This is a genomic window from Ferdinandcohnia salidurans, assembly GCF_042680725.1.
Lineage (GTDB): Bacteria > Bacillota > Bacilli > Bacillales > Bacillaceae_L > Ferdinandcohnia > Ferdinandcohnia salidurans.
The window spans coordinates 214,132-227,353 of sequence record NZ_JBHUEK010000025.1 but is presented as its reverse complement, the minus strand read 5'-3'; the positions used below and the strand labels follow the sequence as shown (position 1 = coordinate 227,353).

At 37.6% G+C, this 13,222-nt stretch carries 10 protein-coding genes; 9 read left to right on the top strand and 1 reads right to left on the bottom strand.

The window, feature by feature from the left end:
- Nucleotides 1-1,284, top strand: a complete 1,284-nt coding sequence (locus tag ACFSFW_RS15535; protein ID WP_388039591.1) for a TRAP transporter large permease — start codon at nucleotides 1-3, stop codon at nucleotides 1,282-1,284.
- A 58-nt stretch (nucleotides 1,285-1,342) separates the two neighbouring features.
- Complete coding sequence (locus ACFSFW_RS15530; RefSeq protein WP_388039589.1) at nucleotides 1,343-2,359, top strand: zinc-binding alcohol dehydrogenase family protein; 1,017 nt, start codon at nucleotides 1,343-1,345, stop codon at nucleotides 2,357-2,359.
- 277 nt (nucleotides 2,360-2,636) lie between these two features.
- Here the strand turns inward: ACFSFW_RS15530 and ACFSFW_RS15525 are convergent, their stop codons facing one another.
- Nucleotides 2,637-4,490, bottom strand: a complete 1,854-nt coding sequence (locus tag ACFSFW_RS15525; protein ID WP_388039587.1) for a histidine kinase dimerization/phosphoacceptor domain -containing protein — start codon at nucleotides 4,488-4,490, stop codon at nucleotides 2,637-2,639.
- Between the two features lie 290 nt (nucleotides 4,491-4,780).
- On the opposite strand from ACFSFW_RS15525, the gene ACFSFW_RS15520 reads away from it, so the two are divergent.
- From ACFSFW_RS15520 to ACFSFW_RS15490, 7 genes are all read left to right on the top strand, one after another.
- Nucleotides 4,781-5,374 (top strand): ANTAR domain-containing response regulator, encoded by a 594-nt coding sequence (locus ACFSFW_RS15520; RefSeq protein WP_388039585.1) that lies wholly within the window; start codon nucleotides 4,781-4,783, stop codon nucleotides 5,372-5,374.
- A 516-nt stretch (nucleotides 5,375-5,890) separates the two neighbouring features.
- Nucleotides 5,891-6,850 (top strand): ABC transporter substrate-binding protein, encoded by a 960-nt coding sequence (locus ACFSFW_RS15515; protein WP_388039583.1) that lies wholly within the window; start codon nucleotides 5,891-5,893, stop codon nucleotides 6,848-6,850.
- Between the two features lie 74 nt (nucleotides 6,851-6,924).
- Nucleotides 6,925-8,424 carry a sugar ABC transporter ATP-binding protein gene (locus tag ACFSFW_RS15510; RefSeq protein ID WP_388039582.1) on the top strand — a complete coding sequence of 500 codons (1,500 nt, stop codon included), beginning with the start codon at nucleotides 6,925-6,927 and terminating at the stop codon, nucleotides 8,422-8,424.
- Nucleotides 8,421-9,392: an ABC transporter permease gene (locus ACFSFW_RS15505; protein WP_388039580.1), complete on the top strand. Its 972-nt coding sequence runs from the start codon at nucleotides 8,421-8,423 to the stop codon at nucleotides 9,390-9,392. Before ACFSFW_RS15510 ends, ACFSFW_RS15505 begins: the two co-directional genes overlap by 4 nt.
- An 88-nt stretch (nucleotides 9,393-9,480) precedes the next feature.
- The gene (locus tag ACFSFW_RS15500) at nucleotides 9,481-10,557 is read left to right on the top strand and encodes an alcohol dehydrogenase catalytic domain-containing protein (RefSeq protein ID WP_309098482.1); all 1,077 of its coding nucleotides are present in this window, start codon (nucleotides 9,481-9,483) and stop codon (nucleotides 10,555-10,557) included.
- A 208-nt stretch (nucleotides 10,558-10,765) separates the two neighbouring features.
- Nucleotides 10,766-11,470, top strand: a complete 705-nt coding sequence (gene araD, locus ACFSFW_RS15495; protein ID WP_388039578.1) for an L-ribulose-5-phosphate 4-epimerase — start codon at nucleotides 10,766-10,768, stop codon at nucleotides 11,468-11,470.
- Between the two features lie 97 nt (nucleotides 11,471-11,567).
- Nucleotides 11,568-13,205 carry a xylulokinase gene (locus ACFSFW_RS15490; protein WP_388039576.1) on the top strand — a complete coding sequence of 546 codons (1,638 nt, stop codon included), beginning with the start codon at nucleotides 11,568-11,570 and terminating at the stop codon, nucleotides 13,203-13,205.
- The last annotated feature ends 17 nt before the right edge of the window (nucleotides 13,206-13,222 follow it).

Here is a 13,222-nt window from a genome sequence, read left to right as displayed (position 1 = left end):
ATGGCCTTAACACTTATGTTAATCGTACTACTCGTATTATTTTTAATTAATGTTCCTATCGCGTTTGCGATGATTGTTGCTTCGGCCGTTTATTTCTTCTTCTCGGATGGTTTCTCTATGATGGTCCTCATCCAAAGAATGATTGGAGGGGTAGAATCGGTACCACTGCTAGCGATAGTCTTTTTCATGACAGCGGGTATTCTAATGAATTACACGGGGATCACTTCTAGGATGCTTCGATTTGCTCAAGTGATCACTCGACCACTCCCAGGGGGGCTTGCTCAGGTAAATGTTATTCTTAGTACCCTTATGGGTGGCTTGAGTGGCTCTAATATTGCAGATGCAGCAATGCAATCAAAAATCCTCGTGCCAGAAATGATAAAAAAAGGTTATTCAAAGTCCTTTTCAACCGTGTTAACAGCATCAACGTCCTTAATTACGCCGATTATTCCACCGGGTATTGCACTAATTATGTATGGTTATGTTGGTAACGTTTCGATCGGTAAATTATTTTTGGCGGGTATTGTTCCTGGTATAGTACTTTGTTTATCTTTTATGATTTATGTCCATTTCTACGCTAAAAAACATAACTTAGAAACGGAAAAACAAGACAAGATCACACTAAAAGAATTTTTGGTCAGTTTTAAAGATGCCATATTAGCTCTTCTTCTACCGGTTATTATCATTGGCGGAATTCGCTTTGGTATATTTAGTGCAACTGAGGCGGGAGCATTCGCGGTATTGTATGCTTTAGTCCTTGGGATGCTTGTGTATCGTGAAATGAAGATAAAACAGTTAGTGGAAGCATTACTAGAAACAGCTCATACAGCAGCATCCATTTTAATTATTATTGCAGCAGGTTCTGCATTCGCCTGGGTACTTACTTTAGAGCAGGTACCACAAAGAATGACAGAGTTTATGGTTGGAAATGTTTCTTCCACTATCATGTTCTTTATCGTAGTCCTGTTATTCCTTTTAGTTATAGGGATGTTTGTAGAAGGAAACGTTTCGATTATTATCCTAACGCCGTTATTTATGCCTATGCTCATGCAGTATGGAATTGACCCTGTTCATTTTGGGATTTTCTTCATTATTTGTATTAGTATCGGTACTTTAACACCACCTTTAGGGACAATTATGTTTGCAACTTGTTCTATTACTGGAACAAAAGTTGAGGAATTTGTTAAGCATAGCTGGCCGTTTTTACTTCTCTTGGTAATTGCAGCACTGTTGATTGCGTTCATTCCAGCAATCTCTATGTTTCTACCAAATACACTATTTTAGACAAATTAAGGGCCTATATAGAGATAGGTCCTTAATTTATTCAAAGGAGATATGAAAAATGAGAACGGTTGTTTGTCAAGATCCTGGTAAAATGATAATGCTTAAAAGGGATGCACCCACATCTTTTGGCGAAAAGGATATCTTGATTCGGGTGAAAAGAATCGGGATTTGTGGTACGGACTTACATGCATATGGAGGAAACCAGCCTTTTTTTAATTACCCACGAATACTTGGTCATGAGCTTTCAGGGATTGTGGAAAGTGTCGGTGAAAATGTGCAAACACTTGATATAGGCGATCGAGTCACGGTTATTCCCTACATGCATTGCGGTGATTGCGTTGCATGCAAAAATGGAAAAACAAATTGTTGTACCAAAATGCAAGTGATTGGAGTACATATTGATGGGGGTATGACGGAGTATCTTGTAATCCCGGAGAGCCATATCCTAAAAGTAAATGAACTATCATTAAATGCTGCTGCGATAATCGAACCTTTAAGTATAGGAGCTCATGCTGTAAGAAGAGCCCAAATTCAAAAAGGGGAGAGTGTACTGATAATTGGAGCAGGTCCAATTGGACTTGGCGTTGCAAGATTTGCAAAACTGCAAGGGGCGAAAACAATCATGATGGATATCAGTAAAGAGCGCTTAGCTTTCTCTAGGGAATGGACCGGTTGTGATCGAGTATTAGAAGCTGCAAACGATGTTGATCTTGTTAAAGAACTTATGAACATTAATGATGGTTACTTGCCTACAATTGTTATGGATGCTACTGGAAACAAGCAATCAATGATGAATGCATTCAATTATGTCTCGCACGGCGGCAAGCTTATATATGTGGGCCTTGTAAAGGATCATATTTCATTTAATGACCCTGATTTTCACGCCAAAGAATTAACTCTAATGGGAAGCAGAAATGCAACGCTTGATGATTTCAATTATGTTATTGATAGCATTACTCAAGGTAATGTTGATATTGACTCCTACATCACTACAAAAATTTCATTTAAAAATGTACCAGACTATTTCCAAGCCAAATTGTACAATACGAATAAAGTATTAATTGAAATTGATTAAGCCAATGTCCTTACGGAGATTGGGGTTCATAAACAATTCAATAATCAAAAAAACTAGGGTCCAAGCATCCCTAGTTTTTTGGTGGGACAGAGGGACAGGTCCCTCGTCCCAAAAGGAAGAATATGGTGGGTCACGGGACCTGTCCCCGTGACCCAAAACAATAGACTTGAACCAAGCCCTGCGTACCAACCCCGCGACCCAGCCCACAGCGCCCAAACTGAGGATACCCACCACGACCCACAGTACCCAGCCAGTGGGACAACAGATTTTCTCCCACCTATTGATGTAAAAATATACGCTCTGTTGGCAGTTTGATTTCAACGAGTGTATTTCCTTCTTTACTATCAAAATCCATTTGACCTTGGAATTCGCTAGTGATAATTCCTTGGATGATGGATAATCCTAAGGAACTTGACTTAGATATGTCAAAATTCTCTGGAAAACCACGACCATTGTCTTCTACGGATAAATAGATTGTGTTTTCAAGCCTTTTGCATTTTATCACAATATTTCCGATATCATTATCAGCAAAAGCATGCTTAAAGCAGTTAATGACTAGTTCGTTAATGACAAGTGCAATCGATGTAGCCTTGTTATAAGGAATGAAAATATCATCAAGGTCTAGTTCAATTGTTACTTTCGGATTGTTATTGATAATGCTAATGATTGACTCGATAATGAGTTTCACGTTAATGATACTTCTGCCTAGTTTATCCTTTGAAAGGAGGTTATGGACAGAGGCAATACTTTTGATGCGTAAAATGATGCTATCAAGTATTTCATCAACAGATTGCTCTGGGTTGTTTTGCACAAACATTTTCTGCAATGAAATAAGTCCAACGATGGATTGAAGATTGTTCTTGATTCGATGGTGGCTTTCTTGGAGAAGAGCCGATCTTCCCATTAATCTTGTATCCTCAATTGCAATTGCCGCATGCCGAGCTAGCGCTGATAAAAATTTCGTCTCCTCTTTTGAATGAGCATACAGATTTTCATATGAAACCTGAATAATTCCTGTTACCTGGGAACGAATCAATACAGGGATACAGATAATCGTTTTCACATTTTCAACTTTTACAAACAAAGAGGGAAATACGGTATCATTTTTATTTGCGTAATAGATATCGTTTCCCTTCGCGATTCTTAAAATGGCCTCATTCGTTAATTGAGCGCTTACTGTTTGTTTGTTTTTATATTCAAAATCATCAATAATACTCCATGTGAACTCATCGATTAATTTAATCGAACTACTGTCAGCGTTCATCACTCTTGTAACTTCTTTCGCTAAAAGTAACAAAACATCTTTCAACTCATATTCAGACGTCAAGAATTCAGCTGCCTTAAAGACAGCGTCAAGAACTGTTTGCGTTTCTTCGTCTTTATACTCATCATTATCGTTAAAATTGTAATTCTCAATTTTCTTAAGTAATTTTTGAGGGTCAGCTTTTGCTTCATCAGCTGTCATTTCAGCAGTAAGATTCCCATTGGAAATGATTGTGATTCGATCTGCAAGTTTTAAAGCGTCCTCCCATTGTTTGGTTATATAGAGGATGCTACCGCCAGTATCTTTAAATTGTTTCATGATGTTATATAATTTTGAAGCATTTATATCAGAAAGTCCTTCCATTGGTTCTTGAAGTATGATAACTTCAGGGCTTTGCATAAAGCCTCTTGCAATATAAACGATTCTTCTTTCTTCATCTGTGAGATTTTTTACCTTCCTTTTATAATCAAATTGAAAATCAAGCTGAGTTAAAACTTTTTCTGCATTTTTATTCACCTTTTTCCAATCTACAAAAGGGGAAAATCTCCGTGTTGGTATAGATAGCAAATTGAGATTTTCAGCGATAGAAAAGTTATTTATCAACAAAGGTTTTTGTTGTAAAATTTCAATTCTATTTTTAACATGCTTACGATTCTTTAACACTTTGTTCTTGAATTTAACTTCACCTATCGAACTAGGGTTCTCAAATAAATCTTTTAATGCCTGTATGAATACCTTTTGTTCAGAGCTATTCTTTATAATAAATGCATGTATTTCAGAATATTTCAGATTAAAGTTAAGATTATTGATATCTCCATCTGGACTTGTAAACGTAATATTAGTACACTCCAACATAAACTCATTCAAGCGAATACCCCCAATCGAAAGAAAACTTGTGATTTTTATATAAACGAAGTTAATGTTATTTCAAAATAGTTCGACTGCCTCTCTAAGATGATAAATCATTTTCAAGATAACGACAAATCAGACTATCAACTTCAACTAGTAATCTTACGAATTTTTATAATATCAGACAAATTTTGACTGTTTTCGCTTTCATTTTAAGATAAACTTCTATATAATTTAGGTAGAAGAAATGGACCTTTTAATTAGATGTCTTCTTTGAAGATGTAACAATAAATAGGGTGGTGATTACCATGTCTCAGTCCTTACGAATTTTAATTGCCGAGGATGAATTTCTAGTATTAATGGCTACGAAATCCTATGTAGAAAGGCTTGGCCATGAAGTGGTTGGCGTTGCTACAGATGGAGAAAATGCAGTTGAACTTGCATTGAAAAAAAAGCCTGATCTCGTCATTATGGACATTAACATGCCTAACCTGGATGGAATTGACGCCATTAGGAAGATTAATGAAACCCTTTTTATTCCGAGTATCATTGTAAGCGGTTATCATGATGAACAATTAATTAATAGAGCAACTGAAGAGGGTGTACTCTATTATTTACTAAAACCTATTGATATAGAAGAACTAAAAATTGCGATCAATATTAGCCAGGCCAAATTCGAGGAGTTTAAGAAATTACAGGATGAGTTACAAAGTACGAAAAATGCATTAGAAGCACGAAAACACATTGAAAAAGCAAAAGGGATTATCATGGACCGGATGAACTTGAAGGAACCAGAAGCGATGAAACGATTACAGAAAATGAGTCGGGATAAGAATAAAAAGTTAGTTACGATTGCCAAAGAGCTTATTGAAGCAGATTCCTTATTTCGTTCAAATGGGTAAAATTGTTAGTTTAAAATATTACTTGACTATTAGATATCGTCACAATATACTATAAATATAATTACAAAGACATTACAAAAGTATAAATTAATTGATAACTATACTCATGTGTGGTATAGCGAATTACAACCGTTTTCAATAAACTTAATATAATGTAAATTTTATACTTATGGCTGGTGTAAAATTTATGATGGCTATGGGTGCCTTATATACGTAATCTTTTATTCTCTCTTTTTGTAGAGTGTAAAAAGTATTGCGTGTTTAAGGCACCCTTTTGTTTTTTTACAAATAATGCAAACGTGTTCAATCTATTGAAAGGGGTGATGTGTCAAGAACTAGCCGATTCAACCAAGTGGTTGTGATGGGGATGAAATAAAGATGGTAAATCGTTACTTGATCTCTGGTGTATGACTAGTTAACTAGATTGACTTTAGAAAGATGTAACCGCTTTATCTTCATTCTGTTTACAATATAATTTTTAATGAATTTCTACTAAAAAATAGGGGGAACTAACCAATGAAACATCTGAAAAAGTTCGTTGTACTTTCACTCGTTTTACTTCTATTCATCGCAGCGGGTTGCTCAAGTCAAGGCAGCGCTGGTGGCGAAGGTGATGGAGGCGGAGAAGCAAAAAAAGGAGATATTAAAATCGGTATGTCCTTCCAGGAAATGAACAATCCTTACTTCATTTCAATGAAAGAAGCATTTGAAGACGCAGCTAAACAGATTGGTGCGGAAACATTTATTGCTGACGCTCAACATGACGTAACAAAGCAAATCAATGATATTGATGACATGATCCAAAAGGATATTGATATTTTATTAATCAACCCAACTGACAGTGACGGTGTTGAAGGTGCAGTAGAAGCTGCGAAAAAAGCAGGAATTATTGTTGTTGCTATTGATGCTCAAGCTAAAGGTCCTATCGACTCTTTCGTAGGTTCAAGAAACTATGATGCTGGGTATTTAGCTGGTAAGCAAATGGTAGAAGATTTAGGTGGAAAAGGTAAAGTTGCAATTCTTGATGGTATTCCAGTTGTACCTATCCTAGAGCGTGTACGTGGTTTCGAAGATGCTGTTAAAGAGGCTCCAGGAATTGAAATTGTTGACAAACAAAATGGTAAACAAGATAGAGCAGAAGCAATGAAGGTTACAGAAAACATGCTACAAGCAAATAAAGATCTAAATGCAATCTTCAGTGTTAACGATGAAGGTGCATTAGGTACTCTAGGTGCAATTGAGGCATCTGGTAAAGATGTATCAATTTATAGTGTTGACGGACACCCAGAAGCAATTGAAGCAATCACAGCAGGCGGACCATTCAAGGCAACTACTGCTCAATTCCCACGTGACCAAGTAAGAATTGGTCTTGGTATGGCATTAGCTAAACTGTGGGGTGCAGAGGTAGTACCTACTGAAGTTCCAATTGATGTACAATTACAAACAAAAGAAAACGCAGCAGACTTTAGCTGGTAATCAACAAAATATGGCGCTTTTGCAAATTTGCATAGCGCCTCTCCTAAATATGGGTGAGAAGGAAGGTGATTGCTATGGAAAACATTCTAGAGATTGAGAATATAACGAAGGAATTTCCTGGGGTAAAAGCTTTAAATGGAGTTAGTTTTAACATCAGACGTGGTGAAGTTCATGCATTAGTTGGTGAAAATGGTGCAGGAAAATCAACATTAATGAAGATTCTATCTGGCGTTTATACACCTACTGCAGGAACAATTCGTTTAGATGGAAATGAAGTATCTTTCAAAGATCCAAAGCAAGCACAACAGTTAGGAGTTAGTATTATTCACCAAGAATTCAGTTTAATTCCTTATTTAAGTGGTGTGGATAATATTTTCTTAGGTCGTGAAAAAAGGCAAGCAAATGGGTTATTAAACAGAAAACAAATGCGTAAGGAAGCAAGGGAAGTATTACAAAGACTCGATGCAGATATTGATATCAATAAACCTGTTGCACATTTAAGTGTGGCAAATCAACAATTTATCGAAATTGCAAAAGCAATTGCAATTGATACGAAGGTTTTAATCTTTGACGAACCAACCGCTAGTTTAACAGGAAAAGAAATTGATAAGTTATTTGAATTAATCGCTAAATTGAAAGCTGATGGTGTAACCATTATATATATATCGCACCACTTAGAGGAAATTCTAAAAATGTGCGACCGCTTTACCTGTTTACGGGATGGTGAGTTTGTAGGAACCCGTGAAGTGAAGGATTCAACCAAACAAGACATTGTCAAGATGATGGTAGGTCGTGAGATTGTCAATGCGTTTCCTGATAAACCAGTGAAAACAGGAAATGAGGAAGTATTTTTAGAAGTTAAGAAAATGCAAAATAAAATGATTCATGATATTCGATTCAACCTGAAAAAGGGAGAAATCATTGGAATCGCAGGTCTTGTTGGTTCAGGACGAACAGAAGTTGTAAGAGCACTTATTGGCGCTGATGATGCACAAGAAAAAGATGTGTATATCAACGGTCAAAAAGTGTCAATCAAGAATCCAACAGATGCACTAGCACATGGCATCGCATTAATTCCAGAGAGTCGAAAAACGCAAGGTCTCGTACTTAGCCAATCTATTAAAAACAATATTAGTATTCCAATTTTAAGAGATTTGACCAACTTCGTACGAATTATTAATAAGAAGAAAGAAAACGAAATTGTGGAGCAATCCATTCAGGACTTATTGATCAAGACACCTAGCAGCTCACAGTTAGTGAAAAACCTGAGTGGGGGAAATCAACAAAAGGTTGTTTTAGCAAAATGGCTGAATACCGATTGTAAAGTATTAATCTTCGATGAACCTACCCGTGGAATCGATATTGGGGCTAAGGAAGAAATCTACAAACTAATGAGAAAATTAGCAGATGAAGGACTATCTATCATTATGATTTCCTCAGAATTACCTGAGATTTTAGGGATGAGTGACCGAGTTCTTGTTATGCATAAGGGGAAAATAAAGGGAGAACTTCCTGGAAGTGAAGCAACTTCAGAAAAAGTAATGTATTACGCAACGGGTGGTGCTGAAGGATGAGTGAATTAGATTACAAGAAAAAAGGGTTTAGTGCTAAGGAAATATTTAAGTACCCAGAGATGCTAACGCTGATTGGATTTTTAGTGTTATGTATATTCTTTTCCATTGCAGCAGACAGTTTTTTAACGGCAGATAATGTTTCAAATATAGTCCGACAAGTTTCAATAAACGGGATCCTTGCTGTCGGGATGACATTTGTTATCTTAACAGGCGGTATTGATTTATCCGTTGGATCTGTAATGGCACTTACGGGGACCATTATTGCAGGTATGATGATTAATACTGGATTACCTCCAATTGTAGCCGTATTAATTGGGATTGTTTTAGGTGCTGCACTAGGTTATATCAATGGTTTGTTTACAGCATATGCAAAAATACCAGCAATTATCGTTACATTAGCAATGATGGAGGCGGCTCGCGGTTTAGCCCTTCTATACACAGGTGGATACCCACTTTCAGGTCTACCGTCGTCATATGCGTTTATCGGTAGAGGCTATCTATTTGGAGTTATTCCAATGCCTGCAGTTATTATGATTCTCGTTTTTATCGCAGCTTATATTATCTTGAACCATTTACCAATTGGTCGTTATATCTATGCACTAGGTGGTAATGAGGAAGCAGTAAGATTATCTGGGGTAAAAGTAAAACGTATCAAAACGTTTGTCTATCTATTCAGTGGTGTGACAGCTGCTATTAGTGGAATGATCATGACTTCAAGACTTTCTTCCGGACAACCAATGGCTGGGGAAGGCTATGAGTTAGACGCCATCGCAGCAGTTGTATTAGGTGGAACAAGCATCGCGGGTGGCCGTGGACATATTTTTGGAACATTACTAGGTGCTCTATTATTAGGTGTTTTAAGTAATGGTTTAAACCTAATGGGTGTATCTCCATATGTACAACGTGTACTTAAAGGTGTGATTATCGTTGGTGCTATCTACTATAGTAGTACTCGTCAAAAAGACTAATATACTAGAATAACATGCATTGACGTTAACAATATGTAAGTTTTTATTATTCTATTAAAATTCTAAACATACAGGGAGATGTAGAACAATGTCAGTATTACCAGAAACAATGAAAGCTGTAGTAGCACATGGTCCAGAGGATTATCGAGTTGAGGAAGTTGCAGTTCCAAAGGCTGGACCAGGGGAAGTTATCATCAAAGTTGAAGCTTGTGGTATTTGTGGTAGTGACTTAAAGGCATATCATGGTTCTGCAATGTATTGGGGTGGAGAAGACCCTTGGATGAAAGCACCAGTTATTCCAGGACATGAATTCTATGGAATTGTTGCTGAATTAGGAGTAGGTGCTGCAGAAAAACACGGACTGGCGGTTGGCGATCGCGTAACAACTGACCAAATTAATCCATGTGGAAAATGTAAGTTCTGTAAAACAGGTAAGTACTGGATGTGTGATGTTCACAACATTTATGGCTTCCAAAAAGACATTGCTGAAGGAGCATGGGCTGAATATATGAAATTCAGCGACACAGCAACTATTTATAAAATTACTGATGGAGTTACTCCTGAAGAAGCTGCATTAGTTGAGCCAATGGCTTGTGCCGTTCATACAATTCAAAGAGCAACAATCGAGTTTGAAGATGTAGTTGTACTAGCAGGTGCTGGAACTCTTGGTTTATGTATGCTTCAACTCATTAAATTAAAAACGCCTAAGAAATTAATCGTACTTGATGGTAATGAAAACCGCCTAGCTGTTGCGAAAAAATTAGGTGCTGACCTTGTCATTAATCCATTAAAAGAGGATGCAATTAAAATCGTTAAAGATTTAACAGACGGTTATGGTTGTGATGTATATATTGAAGCAACTGGTCATCCAAGCGGTGTTACACAAGGCCTAGAAATGGTTAGAAGACTTGGAAGATTTATTGAGTTTAGCGTATTTGGTTCAGAAGTAACGACTGACTGGAGCGTTATCGGGGACAGAAAAGAATTGGATATTAGAGGGTCACACTTAGGACCATACACATACCCAATTGCAATCGACCTATTCGAACGTGGCTTATTAACAGCTGAAGGAATTGTAACACATAGCTACAAAGTAGAAGACTTTGTTGAAGCTATGGATATGGCACATAATCCAGAAGCGATTAAAGTATTATTAAAACCTTAATCAGGGTGTAAAGATTAGATAAATGAGAGATTGTTGATGTGGGTAAGGGCGGTGACTTCAGCGGAATAAAACGTGTCAGAGTAGGCTATACAAAGCTAAACAACACGCAAGATTCGCTAAAAGGAGTCCGCCCTTTTCTTTAAGGGTAAATCAGAAAAAATAAGGCTCGGCTTTTGCCGAGTTTTCTTTATAGAACGGAGTGGTAATTGTGTTAGAAGAATTAAAGCAGAAAGTATTAGAAGCGAATCTAGAGCTGCCAAAAAGGAACTTAGTCATATTCACTTGGGGCAATGTAAGTGGCATTGACCGCGAAAAGGGCCTTGTTGTTATTAAACCAAGTGGAGTAGCTTATGAGGATTTGAAAGCTGAAGATTTACCGGTACTCGACTTGGAAGGAAACATCATTGAAGGTAAACTCAATCCATCGTCAGACACTGCAACACACTTAGTCTTATACAAGGCATTTCCAGAAATAGGAGGGGTGGTACATACCCACTCACCATGGTGTACAAAATGGGCGCAATCAGGAAGAGCGATTCCTGCATATGGAACAACACATGCTGATTACTTTTATGGAGACATTCCTTGTACTCGACACATGACTCCGTTTGAAATTGACAATGATTATGAGCAAAATACTGGTGAAGTAATTGTAGAAACATTTAAAGATATCGATCCATCTTCTATTCCAGGTGTGATTGTGAATAACCACGGTCCTTTTAACTGGGGGAAAGATCCAATGAAAGCTGTAGAAAATGCAGTTGTCATGGAGGAAGTTGCAAAATTTGCTTACTATACTCAAAGTCTATCACCAGAATTAGAATCAATTGACCAACACTTACTAGATAAACACTTTCTACGAAAACATGGCAAAAACGCATATTACGGTCAACAAAAGAAGGTAAATAGCTAAATGGGACAGAGGGACAGGTCCCTTGTCCCAGGAAAAATATGGTGGGACAGGGGACCTGTCCCCTTGTCCCGCGCCAACTACTAGAGGGGGTCGTAACGTGAAGGCGAATATAGAAGATATTAAGAAGGCAATTATAAATGGAGACACTTCTCTTGGGATCGAGTTAGGATCGACACGAATCAAAGCGGTTCTAATTGATAGACATTTTGAAACAATTGCAACCGGAGGTTATGATTGGGAAAACCGTCTAGAAAACGGTTTTTGGACATACGACCTAGAGGAAATAAAGACTGGTCTACAAGCAGCTTACCGTGAAATGAAAAGTGAAGTAGAACGTAAATTTGGAATCACGATTCAAACAATTGGATCTATTGGATTTTCTGCCATGATGCACGGATATATGGCGTTTGACAAGGCGGGGGAGCTACTCGTTCCTTTTCGGACGTGGCGGAATACAAATGCTGGTCGAGCAGCAAAAGAATTAACAGATCTTTTTCAATATAATATTCCAGAAAGATGGAGTATCGCTCATCTATACCAAGCGATTTTAAATGAAGAGGAACATGTTCCACAACTTGAGTACATTACAACATTATCTGGTTACATTCATTGGTTACTAACTGGCAACAAAGCCATTGGAATTGGGGATGCTTCTGGTATGTTCCCAATTAATGACTCAACAAAAAATTATAATGAAGTAATGGTAAAACAGTTTGATGAACTTGTTGCGGCGAAAAATTATCCTTGGAAGCTTAGAGACATTCTTCCTCCAGTATATATCTCTGGTGAATATGCAGGGAAATTAACAGATGTTGGGGTCGGAATTCTAGATCCATCACAAGATTTACAACCTGGTATTCCTATTTGTCCACCAGAAGGTGATGCAGGAACGGGGATGGTTGCGACAAATAGCGTAAGGAAACGTACAGGAAATGTCTCAGTCGGAACTTCTGTTTTTGCCATGATTGTACTAGAAAAAGAACTTTCAAAAGTATATCCGGAAATTGACATGGTTACGACGCCGAACGGAAGTCCTGTAGCAATGGTTCATGCGAATAACTGTTCAAGTGATATTAACGCCTGGATTGGATTGTTCCGTGAATTCTCGGAAGCGATGGGGTATAAAGTGGATACCAATCAGTTATTCAGTGTCATGTTCAACAAAGCTTTAGAAGCGGACCCAGATGGTGGCGGATTGCTAAGCTATGGTTATTTTTCAGGCGAATTTATCACCGGATTAGAACACGGAAGACCATTGTTTGTACGTTCACCTGAGAGTAACTTCAATCTAGCAAACTTCATGCGGACTCATCTATTTTCAGCGTTTGGTGCATTAAAAATTGGAATGGATATTCTGACTAAGCAAGAAAATGTTGCAATAGATAGCATTCTAGCCCATGGTGGATTATTTAAAACACCAGTAGTGGGACAAAGAATGATGGCAGCCGCAATGAATACACCTGTTTCTGTCATGGCAACAGCTGGAGAAGGCGGTGCGTGGGGAATGGCCATTCTTGCTTCTTATATGTTGAATGAAAACAAGAATGAAAGTTTAGAAGACTTCCTCGACAGAACAGTCTTTAACGATGTGGTTGGGGACGAAATTGATCCTGATTCTGAAGACGTAAAAGGGTTTGAAGTATTTATTGAGCGCTATAAAAAAGGCATAGAAATTGAGAAGGCAGCCGTGGATCATTTGCTAATAATAAAAGACGAGAAAACGGTAGTAAGTTAGTGGGACAGAGGGACAGG